This is a genomic window from Sphaerisporangium sp. NPDC049003 (assembly GCF_043197795.1).
In the GTDB taxonomy this organism is placed as follows: Bacteria; Actinomycetota; Actinomycetes; order Streptosporangiales; family Streptosporangiaceae; genus Sphaerisporangium.
This window is the reverse complement of sequence record NZ_JBICTU010000007.1, coordinates 96,549-119,862: the sequence shown is the minus strand read 5'-3', so window position 1 is coordinate 119,862 and position 23,314 is coordinate 96,549. Positions and strand designations below refer to the sequence as shown.

Here is a 23,314-nt window from a genome sequence, read left to right as displayed (position 1 = left end):
ATGGGAGGCTCAGCTGCGCCGGTTCGGTATCTCCAGCACTGTGCGGAGCTGGTACCGGTCGGCACGGTAGGTCGAGACCCCGAACTCGACGCAGACGCCGCCCGAGAAAGACCGGCGCTGGAGCAGCAGCACGGCTCCGCCCCGGGGCAGCTTGAGCAGATCGGCGTCGCCCGGATCGGCGATTCCACCGTCGATGGTCAGCTCTCCCGCGTCCAGCACCACTCCGTGGCGCGTCTCAAGTAGCGCGTAGAGCGAGCGGCCGGACAGGTCGAACGTCTCCAGGTCGGGCGCGAAGGACACCGGGATGTGGGCCCTTTCGATGCACAGCGGTTCCCCGTCCGCCGTGCGCAGCCGTTCGATGAAGTGCACGGCCTCGCCCGGCTGGATGCCGAGCTCCCGTGCGAGGTGCGCGCTGGCCCGGACCACCCGGCGGTCCAGGTCGCGGGAGCCCGGTTCCATGCCGCGGGCCCGCATGTCGTCGCTGAAGGAGGTGAGCCGCAGCGCCATCTCGATCTTCGGACGGGCCACGAACGTGCCCTTGCCCGCGACGCGGTGCAGCCGGCCCTCGGAGACCAGGTGGTCGACCGCCTGGCGTACGGTCATGCGTGACAGGCCGAAACGCTGGCAGAGCTCTCGCTCGGAGGGGATCGCCGCCCCGATGGAGAGCTCGTTGTTCTCGATGAGGTCGAGGAGGATCTCGCGAAGCTGGAAGTACTTCGGCACGGGACTGTCGGGGTCGATCTGGGCCACTGATCCCCTCCCCTCTCGATCTCGCTGCGGGTATAAGTTAAAGTTTGTGCTGGTCTAGTCCGGACTAGACCACACGCCAGAAATGAGTGTCAACGTACGGACCGGCGACGGATCGATAACGGCCCGATCTCGCCCTCCGCAGCTGAAGGACGGGCACGGATGACGACCAAGATGCGCAGCGAGATAGCCGAGCAGCCGGCCGCGCTGCGAGCCACGCTCGATGCCCTGCTCCCGCGGATCGACGAGGTGAGGAAGCTCGGCGGCCAGACCCGGCAGCTCGTCTTCATCGCCCGGGGAACCTCCGACAACGCCGCGGTCTACGGTCGCTACCTGATCGAGGCGCACGCGGGCAGGCTCTCCTCGCTCGCCGCCCCCTCCATCGCCACCACCTACAAGCGCAAGCTGGACCTCACCGGCGTGCTCGCCGTCGCGCTCTCGCAGTCGGGCAGGACCGAGGAGATCGTCGAGACCCTCACCTGGGCCAAGGACTGCGGCGCCGGCACGGTCGCCATCACCAACGGCGGAGCGGAGTCGCCGCTCGCGCAGGCCGCCCACCTCGCCCTGTGTACCGAGGCGGGCGAGGAGAAGGCCGTCCCGGCCACCAAGACCTACACCACCCAGCTCGCCGCCCTCGCCGTGCTGGCGCTCGGGCTCGGCGCGGACGTGGACGCCGACGACCTCAACCGCGTGCCCGACGCGGTCGAGCAGCTGATCGCGGACCCGGGCGACCTCGACACGGTGGTCGAGGGGCTGGCCCACGTGTCCGGCGTGGTCGTCTCCGGCCGGGGCATGGCGTTCTCGACCGCGCTGGAGACCGCGCTCAAGCTCAAGGAGGCGTGCTACCTGCACGCCATGGGCCTGTCGTACGCCGACCTGCTCCACGGGCCGATCGCCGTCGTGGACGAGAGCACGCCCGCGCTGCTCGTGGCGGCCGACGAGGGTCCGACGCTGGCGGGCACCGTCGCCCTCGCCCGGCGGGTCACCGGCGCAGGGGCGTCCGCCTTCGGCGTGGGCGGCGGCCCCGAGCTGAAGGCGGCCTCCACCGCCGCGCTCAACGGCCCGGCGCTGCCCGAATGGGTGGCGCCGATGGGCCTCATCGTGCCGGGGCAGATGCTGACCGAGGCGCTCGCCCGCAGGCGCGGCATCGACCCCGACTCTCCTCGCGGCCTCAACAAGGTGACGCAGACCGAATAACCTCATTACCTTGACCTCGGGCGTAATGAGGAGGACGGATATGGCGGCAGACGCGAACGCGATCATCGCCGGGCTCGGTGGCGCCGACAACATCATCGACATCGAGCCGTGCATCACCCGCCTCCGCACCGAGGTCCGCGACGTGTCCAAGGTCGACCACGCGGCGCTGAAGGCGGCCGGCGCCCACGGCGTCATGGCGGCCGGCAATGTCGTCCAGGTAGTGGTGGGCCCCGACGCCGACACGATCGCCTCTGACATCGACGACATCATCGCTTGATCCCCGCGCCGGGACGCCAAGGCGGGAGGCCTGTGACCACTGTTCTCGCCCCGGTGGCGGGGTCCGTCGTGGGGCTGGCCGCCGTGCCCGACCCGGTCTTCGCCCAGGGCCTGGTGGGACCGGGCACGGCCATCGACCCGGCCAGGGAGCCCGGCAAGGTGCTCGCGCCCATCGACGGCAGGATCCTGAAGCTCCACCCCCACGCGTACGTGATCGTGGGCGAGGACGGCAGGGGGGTCCTCGTCCACCTGGGCATCGACACCGTGCAGCTCAGGGGCGAGGGGTTCAGGCTCCTCGCCGGCGAGGGGGAGCGGGTCAGGGCCGGCCAGCCCGTCGTGGCGTGGAACCCCGCCGCCATCGAGGCGGGCGGGAGGTCTCCGGTCTGCCCGGTGGTCGCCCTCGACGCCCGGCCGGGTACTGTGAGCGCCGTCGTCACGGCCGGGCCCGTACGGGCGGGGGACCGGCTCTTCCAGTGGGACTGAGCCCCGGGAAGACCGGTGCGACCGAGAGTCAGGGGGAACGGCGGTGGGAGCGAAGGCCGCGCTTTTCGACCTCGACGGCACGCTGGTGGACAGCGAGCGGCGGAGCCTCGTGCTGTGGAGCACCCTGCTGGTGAACCACGGGGTCGACCACGACGAGCACCTGCTCAGGGAGTTCATGGGACGGCGGGGGCCTGACGTGCTAGCCGAGAAGGCCGTGCTGTTCCCGGGCAGGCGCATCGACGACCTGATGGCCGAGCTGAGGTCCTACTACGACAGGCCCGACCTGCCCGAGGTCAGCCCGGTCCCTGGCGCGGCCGAACTCGTCCGGCGCATCGACGGCCACGGCCTTCCCGTGGCGCTCGTCACCTCGGCGCGGCGGTGGTGGGCTCTGAGCTGCCTCGAACTGCTCGGGATCGGAGACGTGGTCCGTACCATCGTCTCCGGCGAGGACGTGATCATCGGAAAGCCCGATCCCGCCGGTTTCCTCGCGGGAGCGCGGGCCATCGGCGTGCGGCCGGGGGAGTGCGTGGCCTTCGAGGATTCGCTCGCGGGGATCGCGGCGGCCAAGGCCGCGGGTATGACTTGCGTGGGGGTCGCGACAACCCACCACGTGAGCGAACTGTCCGCTGCTGATCTGGTCGTATCCGATTTAACCGGTGTTGACTGGCCGTTATCGCTATAAGGCGTCTTCTTTTGGAATAACGCGCTAGTCGTACTGATTTGAACGGGTGGTCCGGACCGCCCGGCCAGTTGAGGAGGAAACGTGCCCGAGCGCAAGGTCATCGTGGAGTCAGAGGTCGGCCTGCACGCCCGTCCAGCCGCGACGTTCGTGCAGACCGCCGCCAAGGCACCCATCGACGTCACCGTCGCCAAGCCCGGCGGAGCGCCGGTCAGCGCGAAGAGCATCCTTTCCATCCTGGCGCTGGACGTCAAAAACGGGGAGGCGATCGTCATCCACGCGGAGGGCGACGGCGCCGACCGGTTGCTGGACGAGCTGGCCGCGATCGTGTCGGCTCCGTGAGAACGCCGTCAGCCGGGTCGCGATGGAGAGGTTGACGGGGGCCGGGGTCAGCCCCGGCGCCGGGTACGGTCCCGCGTACCTTCTGGGGGGCGCCGTCCCCGAACCGCCCGCCGGATCGCGGCACGACGGCGATCCCGTGGGCGAGACGGCGCGGGCCGAGGCCGCCGTCGAGCGGGTCGCCGCGGAGCTCTCCGCCCGCGGTGAGGCGGCGGGGGGCGACGCGCGCGAGGTGCTCGCGGCGCAGGCGCTGATCGCGCGGGACCCGGCCCTGTCCGCCGAGGTCGCCGAGCTCATCGACGCCGGTACGGCCGCCGAGCGGGCCGTCTACGAGGCTTTCGGCAGATATCACGACATGTTGGCGGAGATCGGGGGATACCTCGGGCAGCGGGTCGCCGACCTGGACGACATCCGCGATCGGGTGATCGCCGAGCTGACGGGCATGCCGATGCCCGGACTCCCGGAGAAGGGCGAGCGCCCGTACGTGCTGGTGGCCCGCGACCTCGCGCCCGCCGACACGGCGGTGCTGTCCAAGGAGGTCGTCGCCGCGTTCGTTACCGAGCAGGGCGGCCCGACCAGCCACACCGCGATCCTGGCCCGCTCCATGCGGGTGCCGGCCGTGGTGGCCTGCGCGGGCGCGACCTCCATCGTGAACGGGACCTTCGTGCTCGTGGACGGCACCACGGGCATGGTCGGGCTCGTGCCCTCCGACGAGGAGGTCACCGCGACGATCGAGGCGGCCGAGGCCCGCGCGGCCGTCCTGACCTCGGCCACGGGGCCCGGCGCGACCTCGGACGGACATCCCGTGGCCCTGCTGGCCAACGTCGGAGGCCCGCGCGACCTCGCGGCGGCGCTGGAGCACGGCGCCGAGGGCGTGGGGCTCTACCGCACGGAGTTCCTCTTCCTCGACCGCGAGGCGGCGCCCTCGGACGAGGAGCAGGAGGCCGCCTACCGCGAGGTCCTGTCCGCGTTCCCGGGCGCCCCGGTGGTGGTGCGCGTGCTCGACGCGGGCGCGGACAAGCCGCTGGGCTTCCTGCCTCCCACCGGGGACGAGCCCAACCCGGCCATGGGCGAGCGTGGGCTCAGGATTCTGCGGATATTTCCGGACGTGATGATGAGCCAGCTCCGGGCGCTCGCCCGAGCAGCCGAGGGCACCTCGGCCGAACTCCACGTCATGGCCCCGATGGTGGCGAGCGCCGAGGAGGCCACCTGGTTCGCGGGCGCCTGCCGGGCGGCCGGCCTCCCGTCGGCCGGGATCATGATCGAGATCCCCGCTGCCGCGCTCAGGGCCGCCGATCTCGCCCCGGCCGTGGACTTCTTCTCCATCGGGACCAACGACCTCGCGCAGTACGTCTTCGCGGCCGACCGGGAGGTGGGGGCGCTGGCGGTCTACCAGGACCCCTGGCAGCCCGTCATGCTCGACCTCGTCGCGATCGCCGCCTCGGCGGGCGTCCCGTGCGGGGTCTGCGGAGAGGCGGGGTCCGATCCCGCGCTCGCCTGCGTGCTGGTCGGCCTCGGCGTGACGTCGCTGTCGATGGGCGCGCCGGCGCTGCCGTGGGTACGGGCCACGCTGGCGCGCCACACTCTCGGCCAGTGCAGGGCCGCCGCCGCTGCCGCGCGCGCCACGAGCACCGCCGAGGCCGCCCGCGCCGCCGCCCGCGCGCACCTGCCCGGACTCGCCGGCCTTTCTCTTTGAGCCTCTTCGAGCGCTGACCCGCGAGCAGCGGGTCCCGCGTCCCGAAACGGCGAGCCCGCCACGCGACGACGCCGATACGGTTGAGGCCATGGGTGGACCTCTGCGCGCGGCGGCGCTTGTGATGATCGTGTCGATGGCCGCGGGGTGCGCGGGGGCGTCCTCCGAAGCGGCGCGTACCCCCGCGACCACGGCCACGAGCGCGCCGCCCCGGCCCACCCTGGCCGCCACCTCGCCCGAGGCCGGCACGGCCCCCAGCCCGTCGCTCCCGGCGAGGCTCGCCGGGATGAGCGTTGAGGACAAGGTCGGGCAGCTCTTCATGCCCGTCCTGTACGGCTCGCGCGCCGACGGGGCCCACGGCGACAACCAGGCGAGGTTCGGCCTGGCCACTCCCGAGGCGGTGATCCGCAAATACCATCCTGGCGGCGTCATCCTGTTCCCCTGGGCGGGCAACGTCGCGGACGTCGGGCAGATCGTCAAGCTGACCCGCGGCCTGCAGAGGGCCTCCGAGATCCCCCTGATCATCGGGGCCGACCAGGAGAACGGCCTGGTCTCGCGGCTCAGCCCCCTGGTAACCGACGTGCCAGGGAGCATGGCCATCGGCGCCACGCGCGACCCGGCCGACGCCCGTACGGCCGCTCGGGTGACCGGCGAGGAACTGCGCGCCCTCGGCATCAACGTCGACTTCGCGCCGGTCGCCGACGTCAACGTCGACCCGGCCAACCCGGTGATCGGCTCCCGCTCGTACGGGTCCGACCCCGCGCGGGTGGCGGCCATGGTCGGGGCCGCCGTCGACGGGTTCCACGACGCGGGCGTGGGCAGCGCGGCCAAGCACTTCCCCGGGCACGGCGACACGCGGGTCGACAGCCACAGCGGCCTGCCGGTGATCCGGCACTCGCGGTCGCAGTGGGAGAAGCTCGACGCGCCGCCGTTCAGGGCGGCGGCCAGGCACGGGGTCGACATCGTGATGTCCGCCCATGTCGTGATGCCGAAGCTCGATCCGTCGGGCGATCCCGCGACTCTCTCCAAGCCGATCCTGACCGGGTTGCTCCGTGAGAAGCTCGGCTACGACGGCGTGGTCACCACCGACGCCCTCGACATGAAGGGGGTGCGGGAGAGGTACGGCGACGCGGAGGTGGCCGTGCGGGCGATCCTCGCGGGCGTGGACCTGCTGCTGATGCCGCCGGACTTCCCCAAGGCCTACGGCGCGGTGCTCGCCGCGGTCAAGTCCGGGCGCATCTCGCGCGCGCGGCTCGACCGGTCGGTCACGCGCCTGCTGGCGCTGAAGGCCTCCAGGGGGATCCTGGAAGGCCCCATGGCGGACGCCGGCAAGGCCGCCGGGATCCTGCGCTCCGACGAGCACCGCAAGGCGGCCCAGGGCATCGCCGACCGTTCCGTGACGCCCGTGAAGGGGGCGGGCGGCCTTCCCGTGAAGGGCGACGTGCTGGTCACAGGCCCGGCGGGCAGGCGTCTCGCGGGCATGCTCGACGGCGCGTCGGCGGCGGGCACCGGGGACACCCCGACCGCCGCCCAGATCGCGAGCGCCCGAGCGGCCGCCGCGGGCGCCGACACCGTGGTCGTCACCACCAAGGACGCGGGCCCGGCCCAGGCACGGCTCCTGTCCGCGATGGCCGCCACCGGCAAGAGGGTCGTCGTGGTCTCCATGGGCGCTCCGTACGAGCTGGCGCGGCTTCGGGGCTATGACACGGCCCTGGCCGTCTACTCCGACGGCGAGGCGTCTCTCAGGGCGGCCGCCAAGGCTTTGACCGGGCATCTCAAGCCCAGGGGGGTCCTTCCGGTGGGGCTGGGGATCCGGTAGGAACCGGCTTCGGCTTACTCTGAAAGGCCGAGCCGGACATAAGGAGCAGACGTGGTAAAGGGTGTGCTTATCGACTGGGGCGGCGTGCTCACCACCAACCTCCAGGAGGCCATCGCCGAATGGCTCGCCGCCGACGCGATCGACGACGCGCACTACCGTGACCTGATGCGCCAGCTCATACGCCATGCCTACGAGGGGAGCGTCGACGGGGAGAGCCCGATCCACGCCCTTGAGCGGGGAGAGATCGACGCGGCGGAGTTCGAGCGTGACCTGGCGGCCAAGCTCGTGACGCTCGACGGCGGTTCGCCGATCGCCGAAGGGCTGCTGGCGCGGATGTTCGCCGGGTTCCGGCCGGTGCCGACCATGTACGAGATGCTGCGCGCGGCGCGGGCGGCGGGCCTGTCGACCTGCCTGCTCTCCAACTCCTGGGGCGACCACTACCTCAGGGACGGCTGGGACGACTACTTCGACCAGGTCGTGATCTCGGGCGAGGTCGGCATGCGCAAGCCCGAGCCACGGATCTTCCACCACGCCCTGGGCCTGGTGGGGCTGCGCCCGCAAGAGTGCGTCTTCATCGACGACATCGAGGCGAACATCGTGGCGGCCCGCTCGCTCGGCATCGTCGGCCTGCACCACCGCGACGCCGACGCGACCATAGCGGCGGTGGAGGCCCTGTGCCGCCTTCCCCTGCGCCCCGGCGTATGACCCGGCGCGCGCCGCGCGCCGGCTCGGGCCGTCCAGGGGGCACTATCTGAGGGCGGCCCGTGGTGGGTTTCGCGGGCCGCCTTGCGCGATCCTGTACGGACGGTGGCGCGGCGCCTGGCACACTCGTGGAGTTGATCGGCCGCCGCTCTGGCACCGATATCCGGAAATATCATGATTGAGGAACGAACGCATGCGCGTCTACCTGCCGTGCACCCTTCCCGCGCTGGCCCGTGTGGTCGCCACGGGGGAGGTCGGCCCGGCCCCGCTGACCGGCTACGCGGTGACCCCCGCACTGGTCGAGTGGTACGTCTCGGGTGACACCGAGGAGCTCGAATACGTCGCGCTGACGGACGCCGCCAGGGCGTCCCTGCGGATGCTGGCGGCCGACCGCGCGGACGGCGTGGAGGTCCCGGCACGACGCGTGGTGATCGCCGCCGAGGTGCCGGACGACATGGTGAAGGCCGGCACGGACCTTGAGGACCGCTCGCGGGTGCGGATCCCGGTCGCGGTGCCGATGAACAAGATCGCCGCCGCGCACGTGGACGACCCGCAGGCCGTGCCCGACGTGGAGACGGCGCTCGCGGCCGTCTTCGCGGCGGACGCGGGCGACGACGACGCCCGGTTCGAGGCCGACGGCGCCGAGGCCCACGAGCTGCTGTGGTACGCCACCCAGGAGATCCCCGACCTCCTCACCTGACCGGCCGGGCCCCCGGCCGCCGTTCCGCGTGACCGGGATGTGGTCACAGTGCCACCCCTATATTCCAATGCTTGGTGCAAGGGGTTCGTTTATTCTGGACCTTGTTATGAAGCACATCATCTGGGATTGGAACGGCACGCTTTTCCACGACATCGAAGCCGTGGTGGGAGCCACGAACGAGGTGTTCAGACCCTACGGCGTGGCCGCATTCGACAACGACGGCTTCCGGGCCGCCTACACCCGCCCGATCTGGGTCGCCTACGAGCGCATCCTCGGCCGGCCGATGTACGAGGGGGAGTGGGAGAGGCTCGACCAGGCGTTCCACGACCACTACCACCGGCTGATGCTCTCGTGCGCCCTCGCCGAGGAGGCGCTCGACTGCCTGCGCAGCTGGGCCGACTCAGGGCGCACCCAGTCGCTGCTGTCCATGTGGGCACACGACCGGCTGGTGAGCAAGACCGCCGAGCTGGGCATCTCCGAGTACTTCGCCCGCATCGACGGCCTGAGCAACGGCGCGCCGGGCGGGGGCAAGGCCGAGCACATGGTGGTCCACATCGAGTCGCTCGACGTGAAGCCGTCCGAGATCCTCGTGATCGGCGACAGCATCGACGACGCTCACGCGGCCGAGCATGTCGGCGCCCACGCGGTCCTGTACACCGGAGGCATGACCAGCCGCGCCGAGCTCGCGGCCTCCGGCTTCCCGGTCGTCGAGTCCCTGTCCAAGGCCTTCGACCACGCCAAGTGACCGGGCCCGCGACGGGAGCGGCCGTCCGGGACATTCCTCTCGACGGGTGACGAGTTGGGCATGGGTCGGCGTCGGGGGCGCGCGATCGTCGTACTCTGAGCGCGCACCCCTCACGCCTTCGGAGGCCCCCCATTAACCGTCTCGTGCTCTGGAACGTCGACCTCACCCTGGTCGACGTGGCGATCGTCACCCGTGACGCCTACGCCGACGCGTTCCGGCAGGTCACCGGGCGCCCGCTGGTGAAGCTGGCGCCCGCGATGGGCCGCCCCGACTCGGAGATCATCTTCGAGACGCTCGCCATCAACGGCATCGTGACCGGTGACGATCACCTTCCCCGGTTCATCGACGCCCTCTCCGCCGCGTTCGCCGCCCGGCGCAAGCGTCTCGACAAGGACGGGCGCGCCATGCCCGGCGCCAAGGACGCGCTGAAGGCCGTGGCCAGGCTCGAAGGGGTGGTCCAGTCGGTGCTCACCGGGACCGTCAAGGCCAACGCCATGCTCAAGCTGAAGGCGTTCGGCCTGGAGAAGTACGTCGACTTCGAGGTCGGCGGGTACGGCGAGGAGGTCTACCCCAAGGCGACGCTCCTCCAGGTCGCCCAGGGCAGGGTCAAGCAGATGTACGGCTTCGCCTGCGACGGGTCGAACACGGTGCTGATCGGCGACTCGGCCAGAGACGTGCAGGCCGCCCGCATCGCCGGAGCCGCGATGATCGCCGTGGCGTCGGGCCGCTCGACCTCGGCCGAGCTGCGCGAGGCGGGCGCGGACATCGTGCTGCAGGACCTGGCCAACGCCTCCGAGGTGGTCGCGGCGGTCGCCCGCCTCACCAGCCCCCTCGACCGGAAGTCCGCCTGACCCAGAGGCCGTGGATTGAGTCCGCATCGGCCACGAGCCGGCCGCGCCGTGCCCGGCAAGGGGATTACCAGGCCGGTGGGCGCCGATGTGTGGGCGGGCGGGATGGCGGCGGGGCGGGGGGCTCCGACAGGATGGGGCCATGGTTGAGGAAGGTGCGTTGCTCTGGGAGCCGTCCCCCGAGGTGATCCGCGACGCGAAGGTCACCCGGTTCGCCACGTGGCTGGGGCGTTCCGAGCACGGTTACGAAGATCTGTGGCGCTGGTCGGTCGAGGCTCCTGAAGAGTTCTGGACCTCGGTCTGGGACTATTTCTCGGTCGTCGGCGACCGTGGCGACGGGCCCGTCATCAGCGGGACGATGCCGGCCGCGAAATGGTTCGGGGGATCGACCCTGAACTACGCGGAGAACGCGTTGCGCGGAGACCCCGGCCGCCTCGCCGTGATCTCGCGCGACGAGGCGGGCGACCGGCGCTCGTTCACGTACGGCGAGCTCGCGGAGGAGGTCGCCCGGGTCAGGGCGGGCCTGGTGCGGCTCGGGGTCACCCGGGGAGACCGCGTCGCGGGGTATCTTCCCAATGCCCCTGAAGCACTGATCGCCTTCCTCGCCACCGCGAGCCTCGGCGCGATCTGGTCGTCCTGCTCGCCCGATTTCGGCGCCTCCAGCGTGGTCGACAGGTTCACGCAGATCACGCCCAAGGTGCTGATCGCGGTCGGCTCCTACAGCTACAACGGCCGCTCCTTCGACCGGTCGGCCGTGGTGGCCGACATCGCGGCCAAGCTCCCGAGCCTGGTCGCGACCGTGATGGTCGGCACGGACTCCTGGGACGGGCTGCGGGCCGAGCCCGCGCCGCTCGCCTTCGAGCCCGTGCCGTTCGACCATCCGCTCTGGATCGTCTACTCCTCGGGCACCACGGGGCTGCCCAAGCCGATCGTCCACGGCCACGGCGGCATCGTGCTGGAGCACCTGAAGGCGCTCACCTTTCATCAGGATCTAGGCGAAGGCGACGTGTTCCTCTGGTACACCACGACCGGCTGGATGATGTGGAACTACCTGGTGGGAGGCCTGCTCGTCGGCGCCACCGTGGTCCTCTACGACGGCAGCGCCACGCACCCCGGACCCGACGCGCTCTGGCGGCTGGCGGCCGAGGAGGGTGTCACCTACTTCGGCACCGGCGCGCCGTACATCATCGCCTCCATGCGCGCGGAGCTGAGCCCGTCCGGCCTGGAGAGGCTCAGGGGGGTCGGCTCGACCGGCTCGCCGCTGCCGCCCGAAGGGTTCGGCTGGCTGTACGACGTCCTGCCGGGCGTCCAGCTCGGATCGTTCTCCGGCGGCACCGACGTGTGCACGGGGTTCGTGGGCGCGGTGCCCGTGCTGCCGGTCAGGGCGGGGGTGATCCCCTGCCGCTGCCTCGGCGCGTCCGTCGAGTCCTACGACCCGGAGGGCGATTCGGTGGTCGGCGAGGTCGGCGAGCTGGTGGTGACCCGGCCCATGCCGTCGATGCCCGTCATGTTCTGGAACGACCCCGACGGCGCCCGCTACCAGGAGAGTTACTTCGCCGACTATCCGGGCGTCTGGCGGCACGGTGACTGGATCAAGATCCAGCCTGACGGTTCCTGCGTGATCTACGGCAGGTCCGACTCCACGCTGAACCGCGGCGGGGTGCGCATGGGGACCAGCGAGTTCTACCGCGTCGTCGAGCGGTTCCCCGAGATCGAGGACAGCCTGGTCATCGACACCGGCCAGCTCGGGCAGGAGGGCCGGCTGCTGCTGTACGTGACGATGTCCGAGGGCGGCACGCTGACCGACGCGCTGGTGACGAAGCTCAAGGAGGCCATCAGAGGCGAGCTGTCCCCGCGCCACGTGCCGAACGAGATCCGCGAGGTGCCCGGCATCCCCCGCACGCTCAGCGGCAAGAAGCTGGAGGTGCCGGTAAGGAAGATCCTTCTCGGCACCCCCGTGGAGAAGGCCGCCAACACGGGCGCCATGGCCAACCCCGAGGTGCTGAAGCACTTCGTCCCGTGACCGGCCCCGGTCAGACGGCCTGCGGGAAGCGGAAGAGGCGCCCGGGGTCGTAGGCGGCCTTCACCTTGGCGAGGCGGCCGGCGTTGGCGCCGTAGTAGGCCTGACGCCAGCCGCTCAGGGCCGGGTCGATGTAGTTGACGTAGGCGTGGTCGCCGAAGTGCGGAGCCATGGCGGCGTGCGCGCCGCGCAGCCAGGCGGCCGCGCCCGCCATGTGCGCGTAGTACTGCACGCTGAACAGCGCCGTGCGGTGCGGGAACGCGGTCGCTCCCGGCCGTACCCGCCCGACCGCGCCGCCGAGGGCGTCGAGGAGCACGGCGTGCCGTCCCGGGCGGGCCGTCTGGTCGACCAGGGCGCCGATGCCCGCGGCCGACAGGGGCCCGTAGGCCATGTGCGACTTGGCGCTGAACGCGTCGCGCGGGAAGCGGCCGTCGGCCGTCTGCCCCGGAAGGCTTCCCGGCCGGTGGCACTGGGACACCGTGCGGGTCGAGCAGCCCGCCTCGATCATCATGGCCTGGCGGTAGGACGTCTGGGTGACGTAGCGGGTGGAGGGCTGGGCGCCGATCTTTCCGATCAGCGGTTCCAGCCGGCGCTCGCAGTCCGCCCGCGATCCGAGGTAGAGGCCGCCGATCTGCAGGTCCAGCGAGGGATCCCGGGTCAGGTGGAGGTTGGACCACATGGCGTCCGGTTCGAAGGGCGCCCACGCCTGCCAGGCGGCGATCGCCTTGCGGGCGCGCGACCACGGCCAGTGCAGGAAGAACAGCGTGACGTCGCGCGTGGCGTGCGTGCGGAAGGTGAACGACACGGCGACGCCGAAGTTGCCCCCACCGCCGCCGCGCGAGGCCCAGTAGAGCTCGGGCTCGTGGTCGGCGTCACAGGTCAGCACCCGGCCGTCGGCGGTGACGATCTGGAGCGATTCCAGCGCGTCGCAGGTCAGGCCGTACTTCCTGGCGACGACGCCGATGCCCCCGCCCAGGGTCAGTCCGGCGATGCCCACCGTCGGGCAGGAGCCGCCCGGTATGCTCACTCCATGCGAGGCCAGCCGGTCGTACACGTCGACCAGTTGCGCGCCCGCGCCCACGACCGCGCGCCCCGATGTGGCGCGCACGCCGTTCATGCGCGAGACGTCCACGACGAGACCCGTCCCGGACGACCAGCCCGCATAGCTGTGGCCGCCCGACCGCGAGGTCACCGGCACGCGGAGCCGCTTGGCGAAGGCCAGGCACTCGGCCACGTCCGACGGGTTCGCGCAGTACGCCACGGCGGCGGGCTGTATGCCGTCGAACGAGGGGTTGTACAGACGGCGGGCCGTGTCGTACGAGGCGTCCCCGGGGCGGATCAGGCGCCCGGCCAGGCCCTTGCCCAGGGAGGTCCAGTCCGACGGCGAGGGGCCCGTCCGCGCCGTGGTCCCGGTGGCGGCGCGCGCGGCCGCCCCGGTGTTCCCGCAGGCGCTCGCCACCGCCGTGGCTGCGACGGCGGAGGTGGCCGAGGCGCGGAGGAAACTCCGGCGGTCGAGCGCGGGGCGCATGGTCACTCATCCCCCAAGAACGGGTCATCGGTCGCGAAAGGTCGCGCTCGTTGAGTGAGACGTCCGCGAGGGTGGCTTGGTTTATCACAGATCGGTCACGGCGCACGTGATGGGGTCGAAGGCTCGTCCGATCAGGGAATTGCGCACGATTCCGGACAAGTTGACGTTTCACGTGTGATGGGCTGATATCGGGTACGGCCAGAGAGGACCCGGTCAACGGAGACCGGGGTCTGGGTCGTGACCATCTGGAACGAAGGCGAACCCTCACAAAGGAGTGAGAGCGACATGCCGCTCGACGAGGCAAAGGACCGGCTTCTGCGGTCCGCTGCTGAACTGTGTGCAGAGACCCCGGACGGCGATCACCTCGACGGTGAGAGCATCCTTGAGTTTCTGCGGCTCTACTACCGGCATGTCGCGCCAGAGGATGTGATCGACCGCGAGCCCGTGGAGCTGTACGGGCCGGCCATGGCGCACCGGCGGCTCGCCGACTACCGTCCGCAGGGCCGGGCCCTGGTCCGCGCCTACACTCCGACGGTCGAGCAGCACGGCTTCGACCTCGGGAACTCCGTCGTCGAGGTGGTCACCGACGACATGTCCTTCCTCGTCGACTCGGTCACCATGGAGCTCGACCGTCACGAGATGGGCGCCCACATCATCGTGCACCCGCAGATGAGGGTCCGCCGCGACATGACGGGCAAGATGCTCGGCCGCGAGCAGGCCGAGCTCACCGGTCAGGTGCTGGTCGAGTCGTGGATGCACATCGAGATCGACCGGCAGGGCGACCCCGAGGTGCTCGCGGGGCTGGAGAGGGACCTGCAGCGGGTCCTGCAGGACGTCCGGTACTCCGTCGAGGACTACCCGAAGATGCGGGCCCTGGCCCTCCAGATCGCGGGCGACCTGGAGGCCGCCCCGCCGGAGCTCCCGCCCGGAGACCTGGAGGACAGCCTGGAGCTGCTCCGCTGGCTCGCGGACGGGCACTTCAACTTCCTCGGATACCGCGAGTACCGCCTGGAGATGGGCCCCGACGGCGACGGGCTGCGCGCCCTGCCCGGCACCGGCCTCGGCATCCTGCGGGCCGACAAGGCCGGCTCGGCCAGCTTCGCCGCGATGTCCCCCGAGCTGCGGGCGAAGGCCCGTGAGAAACAGCTGCTCGTCGTGACCAAGGCGAACAGCAGGGCGACCGTGCACCGGCCGGCCTACCTCGACTACATCGGCGCGAAGCTCTTCTCGCCCGAGGGCGAGGTGATCGGCGAGCGCCGCTTCCTCGGCCTGTTCTCGCACATGGCCTACAGCGAGTCGATCTCGCACATCCCGGTGCTGCGGCACCGGCTCCAAGAGGTGCTCGACAAGGCCGGGCTCACCGCCGACAGCCACGACGGCAAGGACCTCATCGAGATACTGGAGACCTACCCGCGCGCGGAGCTGTTCCAGGTGTCGGCCGACGACCTGGTGCCGATGGTGCTGGGCGTGCTGCGCCTGCGCGAGCGCAAGCGGGTCAAGCTCTTCCTGCGCCGCGACGACTACAACCGCTACATCTCCTGCCTGATCTACCTGCCGCGTGACCGGTACACCACCGACGTCCGCCTGCGGATGCAGGACATCCTGATCCAGACGCTCGGCGGCACGACCCTCGACTACAGCACGATGATCGGCGAGTCGCCGCTGGCCCGCCTGCACGTGGTCATCCGGGGTGAGCGCGGCAAGCCGATGGGCGGCGCCGATGTGAACCTCGCGGAGCTGGAGGCCCGCATCGCGGCCACCACCCGCTCCTGGAAGGAGGACCTCGCCGCGGCGATCGGCGAGTTCTCCCCGGAGAAGGAGGCCACGTCGCTGACCCGCCGCTACGCCGCGGCGTTCCCCGAGGGTTACAAGGAGGACTTCAGCCCCCGTACGGCCGTCGCGGACCTGTACCGCCTCGAACGGCTCTCGGACGCCCCCGGCCAGATCGGGATGGATCTGTACGAGCCGCGCGACCGGACCCAGGGCGAGCGGCGGTTCAAGATCTACCGCATCGGCTCCGCGATCTCCCTCTCCGAGATCCTCCCCCTGCTGTCGCGCATGGGCGTCGAGGTGGTGGACGAGCGGCCGTACCAGATCACCAGGAAGGGCGAGCGGCCCGCCTGGATCTACGACTTCGGCCTGCGGTGCCCCCACTCGGAGGTGGTCGACCACGAGCAGTTCAAGCGGCTGTTCCAGGACGCCTTCGCGGCGCTCTGGCGCGGTGAGATCGAGAGCGACGGCTTCAACGGGCTCGTGCTCGGCGCCGGTCTCACCTGGGAGCAGGCCCAGATCCTGCGGATTTACGCGAAGTACCTCCGCCAGGCGGGCATCGCCTTCAGCCAGCGCTACATCGAAAAGGTGCTCCTCGGGAACATCCGGCTGGCCAACCTCCTCGTCCGCCTCTTCGAGTCCAGGCTGGACCCGCGCCGCACGGACGACGCGCGGGAGGACCTCAGCGAGGCCCTGCACGAGGAGGTGCTCGCCGCCCTGGACGAGGTCGCCTCGCTGGACGAGGACCGCATCCTGCGGGCCTACCTGGAGATGATCCTCGCCACGCTGCGCACCAACGCCTTCCAGCGGGTGGACGGCAAGCGCAAGCCGTACATCTCCATCAAGTTCGACTCCTCGGCGATCAGCGTGCTGCCGCTGCCCCGGCCCAAGTACGAGATCTTCGTGTACTCGCCGAAGGTGGAGGGCGTTCACCTGCGGTTCGGCAAGGTCGCGCGGGGCGGCCTGCGCTGGTCGGACCGCATGGAGGACTTCCGGACCGAGGTCCTCGGCCTGGTCAAGGCCCAGATGGTGAAAAATACGGTCATCGTGCCTACTGGGTCCAAGGGTGGCTTTGTCGTGAAGAAGCCGCCGGTGGGCGGCGGGCGCGACGAGCTCATGGCCGAGGGCGTGGCCTGCTACCGCCAGTTCATCTCGGGCCTGCTCGACATCACCGACAACCTGGTCGACAACAAGGTGGTCCCGCCCGCCGACGTCGTGCGGCACGACGGCGACGACACCTACCTCGTCGTCGCGGCCGACAAGGGCACCGCGACGTTCTCCGACATCGCCAACAGCGTGTCCAAGGACTACGGGTTCTGGCTCGGCGACGCCTTCGCCTCCGGAGGCTCCGTCGGCTACGACCACAAGGCCATGGGCATCACCGCGCGGGGCGCGTGGGAGTCCGTCGCCTACCACTTCCGCTCGCTGGGGATCGACGTCCAGACCACCGACTTCACGGTGGCGGGCGTGGGCGACATGTCGGGCGACGTCTTCGGCAACGGCATGCTGCTTTCCCAGCACATCAAGCTGGCCGCGGCCTTCGACCACCGGCACATCTTCGTCGACCCCTCGCCGGACGCCGCGCGCGGCTTCGCCGAACGGTCGCGTCTGTTCGCCCTGCCGCGCAGCTCCTGGGCCGACTACGACACCAAGCTGATCTCCACCGGCGGCGGCGTCTGGCCGCGTACGGCCAAGTCGGTGCCGGTCTCCCCCCAGATGCGCGCGGCGCTCGGCCTCTCCGACGGGGTGTCGGCGCTTACCCCGAATGACCTGATCAACGCCATCCTGAAGGCCCCGGTCGACCTGCTCTGGAACGGAGGCATCGGCACCTACGTCAAGGCGTCCTCCGAGAGCCACGCCGACGTCGGCGACAAGGCCAACGACTCACTGCGCGTCAACGCCGCCGACCTGCGGTGCAAGGTGGTCGGCGAGGGCGGCAACCTCGGCCTGACCCAGCTCGCCCGCATCGAGTTCGCGCTGAACGGCGGGCTCGTCAACACCGACTTCATCGACAACTCGGCCGGCGTGGACACCTCCGACCACGAGGTGAACATCAAGATCCTGCTCGACCGCGTGGTGCGGGACGGCCGGCTCACCGACCAGCAGCGTGACCAGCTCTTCCTCGACATGACCGACGAGGTGGCCGGGCTCGTGCTCGGCGACAACCAGGCGCAGAACGTCGTGCTGGCCGCCGCGCGGGCCCAGGCCCCCGAGATGCTGCACATTCACTCCCGCTACCTCCGCAAGCTGGAGCGCGAGGGCCTGGTCAACCGGGAGCTGGAGGCGCTGCCCTCCGACAAGATGCTGGCCGAGCGGCGCCAGGCCGGGCTCGGGCTCACCGCTCCGGAGTTCTCGGTGCTGCTCGCGTACACCAAGCTGGTGGCCGACCACGAGCTGCTCGCCTCCGACCTGCCCGACGACCCGTACCTGGAGTCGTGGCTGGTGGGCTACTTCCCCTCGGCTCTGCGAGAGCGGTTCCGCACGGCCATGGACGCCCACCCGCTGCGCCGCGAGATCATCACCACCCGCGTGGTGAACGACCTGGTCAACGCGAGCGGCACCACGTTCATGTTCCGCTTCGGCGAGGAGACGGGCGCGTCCACCCCCGACATCGCCAGGGCGTATCTGGTGTCCAGGGAGGTCTTCGAGCTGCCGAGCTTCCGGCGGGACGTCGAGGCGCTGGACAACAAGGTGGACACCGCCACCCAGCTCGCCATGCTGCTGGAGGGCCGCAAGCTCGCCGAGCGGGGCGCGCGCTGGCTGCTCGGCAACCGCAGGCCCCCGCTCGACCTGGCCTCCACCGTGAGGTTCTTCGTCGAGGGCGCCGACGGGCTGCTGCCGCATCTGCCCAAGCTGCTCACCGGGCCCGACCTCACGGCCTTCGAGGAGCGCCGCGACGGGTTCCTGGCACGGGGCGTGCCCGCGGAGCTGGCCGAACGCGCGGCGGTGATGGTGCCGGCGTACTCGACCTTCGACCTCGTGGAGATCTCCTCGCGTACCGGCCGTCCCGTGCTCGACGTCGCGGAGGTCTACTTCGACCTGGCCGAGCGGCTCCAGCTCGCCCGGCTGCGCGAGCGGGTCATCGCCCTGCCCCGCGACAACCGGTGGAACTCCATGGCGAGGGCCGCGCTGCGCGACGACCTGTACGCCGCGCACGCCACGCTCACCCGTGACGTCCTCACGCACAGCGAGCCGGGGCTGACGCCCGAGGAGCGCCTGGCCCGCTGGTCGGAGGCGAACTCCGCGGCCGTCGCGCGTGCACGCCAGACGCTGTCGGAGATCTGGGAGAGCGACCACTTCGACCTGGCCACGCTGTCGGTGGCGCTCCGCGCGGTGCGCACCCTGGTCGCGACCAGCAACCTGCCCCACGCCGAGGGCTGACCTCTCACGCGCCGGGCGGCGTCACTTGTCGCTGACGCCGGTGGCGGCGCCGTCGAATCCGATGATCTTCGCGGGTTCGGCGGCGCCCCTGCGCAAGACGTGGCTGACGTACTGCTGCGTCTCGACCACCCGGAGCGTGTTCGGCACCACGACGCTGCCGACGGCCCAGCGAACCTCCTTGGGCACGGGCACGAGCCCGTCGGCGTGCTTGATCTTGGCCTGCCGGAGCGTGGTGCGCGTCAGGGAGTACAGGATGACGGCTCCGCCGTCGGTGGTGCGCAGGGCGAAGATGGGGAAGGCGGTCGCGGCGAAGAGCGAGTCGTACAGGAACCCGCGCAGCTTGGCCTCGGGCTGGATCTTCTTCACCTCGGTGAAGTAGCCGGTGGTCTGCGGGCCGGCCGCGATCAGGCCCGCCGCGAACCCGCCGGGGCCCTCCTCGGCGATCGTCGCGTGCAGCGGCGCCATGAGGTGCGGGCTGATCGCGATGGAGTCGTCGCGGGTGGCCAGCGGGGTGGCGTACCCCCGGGAGTCCAGGCTGACCTCAGGTGGCTTCGTGCCGGGGTAGAGCAGGGACGCGAAGCTGAGCTGCCAGCGGGAGATCTCGTACTGCTTCATGAAGGCGAGCACCGCCGTGCGGCTCGCCCCGTCGGCGTCCCGCCGCTCGACGACCGCGGCGAACCAGTAGGGGAACCGGTCGAGCTGCGGGACCAGCAGCTTCGGCCTCCCCCAGGTGTAGCGGGGCGGCTTCATGCCGGTCGACTGGAAGGCGGTCGCGGTGATCAGGCTCTGCGCGCCCTGCACCTGCTGGAGTGCGTAGGACTCGTCGCCCGACGCCCGCAGGACGTCGTCCGTCTGGAGGATCTCGCGCATCACGTCCGCCGCCTCGGTGAGCGTGACCGCGGGGGAGTCCGTGGCCGTCGGCGAGGCGGAAGGAGACGGGACGGGCGTGGAGGCGCCGGTGGACGCCGAGGTGGCGGCGACGGGGCTGCGCCGGATCTCGTGCCCGCCGGACGCGCACGCGGCGGCCGTGACGGCGGACAGGAACATCGCCAGGACCGCACGCATGGTCCGGTTCACGCTCGCCTCCCGATGGGTCCCCCGCAGACCGCCCATGCTAGCCACGCGCGAGGTGCCTCCGGTGTCGCGTACCCTTGGCAGATGTGGCAGCCATCGATCCCGCAGAAGAGATCAGCGAGCTTACCGGCACACTGAAGGGCATTCAGGACGTGCTGGACCTCGACGTTATGCGAAAGCAGATCGCCGAGTTGGAGGAGCAGGCTGCCGCGCCAGACCTGTGGAACGACCCTGAGCAGGCGCAGAAGGTCACGAGCAAGCTCTCCCACATGCAGGGCGAGCTCAACCGCGTCGAGGGCCTTCTCCGCAGGCTGGACGACATCAACGTCCTGTACGAGCTGGCCGAGGCCGAGGACGACGCCGAGACGCGCGAGGAGGCCGGGCGGGAGCTCGCGTCCCTGCGCACCGACGTCAACGCCCTGGAGGTGCGCACGCTGCTCGCCGGGCCGTACGACGCCCGCGAGGCGCTCATCACGATCAACTCCCAGGCCGGCGGCGTCGACGCGGCCGACTGGGCGCAGATGCTGCTCCGCATGTATCTCCGCTGGGCCGAGCGCAAGGGCTACTCCACCGAGGTGTACGACACCTCCTACGCCGAAGAGGCCGGCATCAAGTCGGCGACCTTCGTCGTCAAGGCGCCCTACGCCTACGGCACGCTGAGGGGCGAGCACGGCACCCACCGGCTCGTCCGCATCAGCCCGTTCGACAACCAGGGCCGCCGCCAGACCTCCTTCGCGGGCGTCGACGTGGTGCCGGTCGTCGAGCAGACCGATCACATCGACATCAACGAGGACGATCTGCGCATCGACGTCTACCGCTCGTCGGGTCCCGGCGGACAGGGCGTCAACACCACCGACTCGGCGGTGCGCATCACCCACCTGCCCACCGGCATCGTCGTCTCCTGCCAGAACGAGCGGTCCCAGCTCCAGAACCGCGCCTCCGCGATGACCGTGCTCCAGGCCAAGCTGCTGGAGCGCAAGCGGCAGGAAGAGGCCGAGAAGATGTCGGAGCTGCGTGGCGAGGCGACCACCTCGTGGGGCACGCAGATCCGCAACTACGTCCTCCACCCTTACCAGATCGTGAAGGACCTGCGCACCTCCGTCGAGGCGGGCAACCCCAGCGCCGTGCTCGACGGCGACCTCGACGAGTTCATCGAGGGCGAGATCCGATGGACGCGGCGCATCGAGTCGGGCGCGGCGGGCTAGCCCCTCGTACGGATCCCGGCGCTCCGGGATCCGTACCGGACGCCGTCAGGCGCCGTACAGGTGCTTCAGCGCCAGGGTCGCAGCGAGCAGGACAAACAGGATTATCGCGATGAGCATGGGGGAAAGACCCCCCAGCCCATGGTGATGGACCCTGGCCCTACTGGCCCGGCAGGCGGGGCAGCGGCCCTCCACGACTGGACCGGCGCACTGGGCACAGATGAGATGTTCGCAGCTCACGGGATATCTCCCTCTCCACGGTGATCGCTTTACCAGCCTGATAGCGAGTGTGGAATCGTTTTGTTTCCGTTATGGACGTTCCATGCCAGTGTTACCCCTAGACTGAGCCTCGGCCAACCGGAACGTCGATCAATGGTAAAGAGCGGCGCCCCCCGGCCGGCGAGCAATGCGCTGTGGCCCACGCGGCCACTTCCGCGACCGTCCTAACCCCTAGACTGGCATGCCGTGATGCGCCTGTGATCCATTTCGATAATGTCACCAAGGTCTACGTTAACCAGAACCGCCCTGCCCTCGACCACGTCAGCGTTGACGTCGACAAGGGTGAGTTCGTGTTCCTGGTCGGTCCTTCGGGGTCGGGGAAGTCGACCTTTCTCCGCCTGGTCCTGAAGGAGGAGCGCCCGAACTCGGGCGCTATACATGTCGCCGGGAAGGATCTGGCGCGCCTGTCGAACTTCAAGGTGCCGCATCTGCGCCGCCGCATCGGCTGCGTGTTCCAGGACTTCCGGCTGCTGCCCAACAAGAACGTCTACGAGAACGTGGCGTTCGCGTTGGAGGTCATCGGCAAGCCCCGGCGGTTCATCCGCAAGGTGGTGCCTGAGGTCGTCGAGCTGGTCGGCCTGGAAGGAAAGGCACACCGTATGCCCGACGAGCTGTCCGGAGGTGAGCAACAGCGGGTCGCCATGGCCCGCGCGTTCGTCAACCGCCCGATGATCCTGCTCGCGGACGAGCCCACGGGAAACATCGACCCCGCGACCAGCATCGGGATCATGAAGGTGCTCGACCGGATCAACCGGACCGGCACCACCGTCGTCATGGCCACCCATGACGCCGCCATTGTCGACTCCATGCGCAAGCGCGTGGTCGAGCTGGAGGACGGCAAGATCGTCCGAGATCAGTCACGCGGCGTCTACGGTCAGGCGTACTGATCACCAAGCGAGAGCAACAGGGGACACCCACAGCATGCGGGCAAACTTCATCTTCTCTGAGGTCTGGATCGGCCTTCGCCGCAACCTCACGATGACCGTCGCGGTCATCGTGACCGTGGCCATCGGCATGGCGCTGCTCGGCATTGGGCTGATGATCAACGCACAGGTCGGCAGCATGAGCAGCTACTGGTCCGACAAGGTCCAGCTGTCGGCGTTCCTGTGCAAGAAGAACGACCCGTTCCAGGCCTGCAAGGGCCGCGGCGCCGTCAGCGACCAGGAGAAGCAGGCGCTGAAGACGCAGATCGAGAGCATGGCCCAGGTGGACAGGGTCTCCTTCGAGGGCCAGGAGCAGGCCTACCAGAACTTCAAGGCCGCTTACAGCAGCAACAGCGTGTTCCTCTCCGCGGTCAAGGTCGACGACATGCCCGAGTCGTTCCGGGTCAAGCTGAAGAACCCCGATGACTACAAGGCCGTGTTCGACCGCCTCAGCGGCGCCCCGGGCGTGTCCAACGTGGTCAACGACCAGCAGTTGCTCGACAAGTTCTTCGGCCTGATGGACAAGCTGCGGTGGGCGGCGCTCATCGTGGCGATGATCCAGGTCTTCGCGGCGATCCTCCTGATCGGCAACACCGTGCGGCTGTCCGCGTACAACCGGAGGCGGGAGACCGGGATCATGCGCCTGGTCGGCGCCTCCAACCTCTACATCCAGCTACCGTTCGTCATGGAGGGCACCATCGCCGGCCTGGTCGGCGGCGTGATCTCCGCGATCCTGCTGATGCTGGCCAAGATCGTGTTGTTCGACGGGATGAAGAGCTACTTCGTCCTGTCCACGCAGCTAGGCTGGACCGAGGTCGCGCAGGTGATCACGTTGACGACCGTGGTCGGCGTGCTGATCTGTATCCTCGCCTCCTTCGTCACCCTCCGGCGATACCTGAGGGTGTGACA

General features: G+C 70.2%; 19 protein-coding genes. 16 read left to right on the top strand and 3 right to left on the bottom strand.

The annotated features are described in order from the left end of the window. Positions 1 to 9 precede the first annotated feature (9 nt). Positions 10 to 750, bottom strand: a complete 741-nt coding sequence (locus ACGFIV_RS09895) for a GntR family transcriptional regulator (protein ID WP_358552628.1) — start codon at positions 748 to 750, stop codon at positions 10 to 12. A gap of 159 nt (positions 751 to 909) precedes the next feature. Here ACGFIV_RS09895 and ACGFIV_RS09890 point away from each other — a divergent pair, with 159 nt between their 5' ends. From ACGFIV_RS09890 to ACGFIV_RS09835, 12 genes are all read left to right on the top strand, one after another. Further along, a complete protein-coding gene (locus tag ACGFIV_RS09890) occupies positions 910 to 1,944 on the top strand; it encodes an SIS domain-containing protein (protein ID WP_358552626.1) in 1,035 nt (344 codons plus the stop codon). Positions 1,945 to 1,984: 40 nt separating this feature from the next. Beyond that, positions 1,985 to 2,221 (top strand): PTS glucose/sucrose transporter subunit IIB, encoded by a 237-nt coding sequence (locus ACGFIV_RS09885; RefSeq protein WP_358552624.1) that lies wholly within the window; start codon positions 1,985 to 1,987, stop codon positions 2,219 to 2,221. A 32-nt stretch (positions 2,222 to 2,253) separates the two neighbouring features. After that, the gene (locus tag ACGFIV_RS09880; protein ID WP_358552622.1) at positions 2,254 to 2,703 is read left to right on the top strand and encodes a PTS glucose transporter subunit IIA; all 450 of its coding nucleotides are present in this window, start codon (positions 2,254 to 2,256) and stop codon (positions 2,701 to 2,703) included. A gap of 43 nt (positions 2,704 to 2,746) precedes the next feature. After that, positions 2,747 to 3,385, top strand: a complete 639-nt coding sequence (locus ACGFIV_RS09875; RefSeq protein ID WP_358552620.1) for an HAD family phosphatase — start codon at positions 2,747 to 2,749, stop codon at positions 3,383 to 3,385. A gap of 81 nt (positions 3,386 to 3,466) precedes the next feature. Continuing rightward, positions 3,467 to 3,724 carry an HPr family phosphocarrier protein gene (locus ACGFIV_RS09870; RefSeq protein ID WP_358552618.1) on the top strand — a complete coding sequence of 86 codons (258 nt, stop codon included), beginning with the start codon at positions 3,467 to 3,469 and terminating at the stop codon, positions 3,722 to 3,724. Between the two features lie 22 nt (positions 3,725 to 3,746). Further along, positions 3,747 to 5,417, top strand: a complete 1,671-nt coding sequence (gene ptsP / locus ACGFIV_RS09865; RefSeq protein ID WP_358552616.1) for a phosphoenolpyruvate--protein phosphotransferase — start codon at positions 3,747 to 3,749, stop codon at positions 5,415 to 5,417. An 88-nt stretch (positions 5,418 to 5,505) separates the two neighbouring features. Next, positions 5,506 to 7,233, top strand: a complete 1,728-nt coding sequence (locus ACGFIV_RS09860; protein ID WP_358552614.1) for a glycoside hydrolase family 3 N-terminal domain-containing protein — start codon at positions 5,506 to 5,508, stop codon at positions 7,231 to 7,233. A 51-nt stretch (positions 7,234 to 7,284) separates the two neighbouring features. Continuing rightward, positions 7,285 to 7,938 carry an HAD family phosphatase gene (locus tag ACGFIV_RS09855; RefSeq protein ID WP_358552612.1) on the top strand — a complete coding sequence of 218 codons (654 nt, stop codon included), beginning with the start codon at positions 7,285 to 7,287 and terminating at the stop codon, positions 7,936 to 7,938. 190 nt (positions 7,939 to 8,128) lie between these two features. Continuing rightward, positions 8,129 to 8,635: a DUF6912 family protein gene (locus ACGFIV_RS09850; protein WP_358552610.1), complete on the top strand. Its 507-nt coding sequence runs from the start codon at positions 8,129 to 8,131 to the stop codon at positions 8,633 to 8,635. A gap of 106 nt (positions 8,636 to 8,741) precedes the next feature. Beyond that, complete coding sequence (locus ACGFIV_RS09845; RefSeq protein ID WP_358552608.1) at positions 8,742 to 9,380, top strand: HAD hydrolase-like protein; 639 nt, start codon at positions 8,742 to 8,744, stop codon at positions 9,378 to 9,380. Between the two features lie 143 nt (positions 9,381 to 9,523). Further along, complete coding sequence (locus ACGFIV_RS09840; RefSeq protein WP_358552606.1) at positions 9,524 to 10,231, top strand: haloacid dehalogenase-like hydrolase; 708 nt, start codon at positions 9,524 to 9,526, stop codon at positions 10,229 to 10,231. A gap of 139 nt (positions 10,232 to 10,370) precedes the next feature. Next, a complete protein-coding gene (locus ACGFIV_RS09835; protein WP_358552604.1) occupies positions 10,371 to 12,251 on the top strand; it encodes an acetoacetate--CoA ligase in 1,881 nt (626 codons plus the stop codon). 10 nt (positions 12,252 to 12,261) lie between these two features. Here the strand turns inward: ACGFIV_RS09835 and ACGFIV_RS09830 are convergent, their stop codons facing one another. Further along, entirely contained in the window at positions 12,262 to 13,776 is a 1,515-nt protein-coding gene (locus ACGFIV_RS09830; RefSeq protein ID WP_358552602.1) for an FAD-binding oxidoreductase, read from the bottom strand. Positions 13,777 to 14,061: 285 nt separating this feature from the next. Between ACGFIV_RS09830 and ACGFIV_RS09825 the strand changes: the two genes are divergently transcribed. Next, complete coding sequence (locus ACGFIV_RS09825) at positions 14,062 to 18,927, top strand: NAD-glutamate dehydrogenase (RefSeq protein ID WP_392833661.1); 4,866 nt, start codon at positions 14,062 to 14,064, stop codon at positions 18,925 to 18,927. 21 nt (positions 18,928 to 18,948) lie between these two features. On the opposite strand, the gene ACGFIV_RS09820 is transcribed toward ACGFIV_RS09825, so the two are convergent. Next, positions 18,949 to 20,004 carry a hypothetical protein gene (locus tag ACGFIV_RS09820; RefSeq protein ID WP_358552598.1) on the bottom strand — a complete coding sequence of 352 codons (1,056 nt, stop codon included), beginning with the start codon at positions 20,002 to 20,004 and terminating at the stop codon, positions 18,949 to 18,951. A gap of 83 nt (positions 20,005 to 20,087) precedes the next feature. On the opposite strand from ACGFIV_RS09820, the gene prfB reads away from it, so the two are divergent. The 3 genes from prfB (at position 20,088) to ftsX (ending at position 23,312) form a co-directional block, all read left to right on the top strand. Continuing rightward, the gene (gene prfB / locus ACGFIV_RS09815; RefSeq protein WP_358552596.1) at positions 20,088 to 21,206 is read left to right on the top strand and encodes a peptide chain release factor 2; all 1,119 of its coding nucleotides are present in this window, start codon (positions 20,088 to 20,090) and stop codon (positions 21,204 to 21,206) included. A 473-nt stretch (positions 21,207 to 21,679) separates the two neighbouring features. Next, positions 21,680 to 22,369 (top strand): cell division ATP-binding protein FtsE, encoded by a 690-nt coding sequence (gene ftsE / locus ACGFIV_RS09810; RefSeq protein WP_114029179.1) that lies wholly within the window; start codon positions 21,680 to 21,682, stop codon positions 22,367 to 22,369. Positions 22,370 to 22,403: 34 nt separating this feature from the next. Beyond that, a complete protein-coding gene (gene ftsX, locus ACGFIV_RS09805; RefSeq protein WP_358552594.1) occupies positions 22,404 to 23,312 on the top strand; it encodes a permease-like cell division protein FtsX in 909 nt (302 codons plus the stop codon). Positions 23,313 to 23,314 lie beyond the last annotated feature (2 nt).

What these genes read in the sequence shown, in the direction of transcription:
- ACGFIV_RS09885 (WP_358552624.1), top strand. Translation starts at nt 1,985, where the DNA reads ATGGCGGCAGACGCGAACGCGATCATCGCCGGGCTCGGTGGCGCCGAC.
- ACGFIV_RS09890 (WP_358552626.1), top strand. Translation starts at nt 910, where the DNA reads ATGACGACCAAGATGCGCAGCGAGATAGCCGAGCAGCCGGCCGCGCTG.
- ACGFIV_RS09830 (WP_358552602.1), bottom strand. Translation starts at nt 13,776, where the DNA reads ATGCGCCCCGCGCTCGACCGCCGGAGTTTCCTCCGCGCCTCGGCCACC.
- ACGFIV_RS09850 (WP_358552610.1), top strand. Translation starts at nt 8,129, where the DNA reads ATGCGCGTCTACCTGCCGTGCACCCTTCCCGCGCTGGCCCGTGTGGTC.
- ftsX (WP_358552594.1), top strand. Translation starts at nt 22,404, where the DNA reads ATGCGGGCAAACTTCATCTTCTCTGAGGTCTGGATCGGCCTTCGCCGC.
- ACGFIV_RS09860 (WP_358552614.1), top strand. Translation starts at nt 5,506, where the DNA reads ATGGGTGGACCTCTGCGCGCGGCGGCGCTTGTGATGATCGTGTCGATG.
- ACGFIV_RS09835 (WP_358552604.1), top strand. Translation starts at nt 10,371, where the DNA reads ATGGTTGAGGAAGGTGCGTTGCTCTGGGAGCCGTCCCCCGAGGTGATC.
- ACGFIV_RS09845 (WP_358552608.1), top strand. Translation starts at nt 8,742, where the DNA reads ATGAAGCACATCATCTGGGATTGGAACGGCACGCTTTTCCACGACATC.
- ACGFIV_RS09825 (WP_392833661.1), top strand. Translation starts at nt 14,062, where the DNA reads ATGCCGCTCGACGAGGCAAAGGACCGGCTTCTGCGGTCCGCTGCTGAA.
- ptsP (WP_358552616.1), top strand. Translation starts at nt 3,747, where the DNA reads ATGGAGAGGTTGACGGGGGCCGGGGTCAGCCCCGGCGCCGGGTACGGT.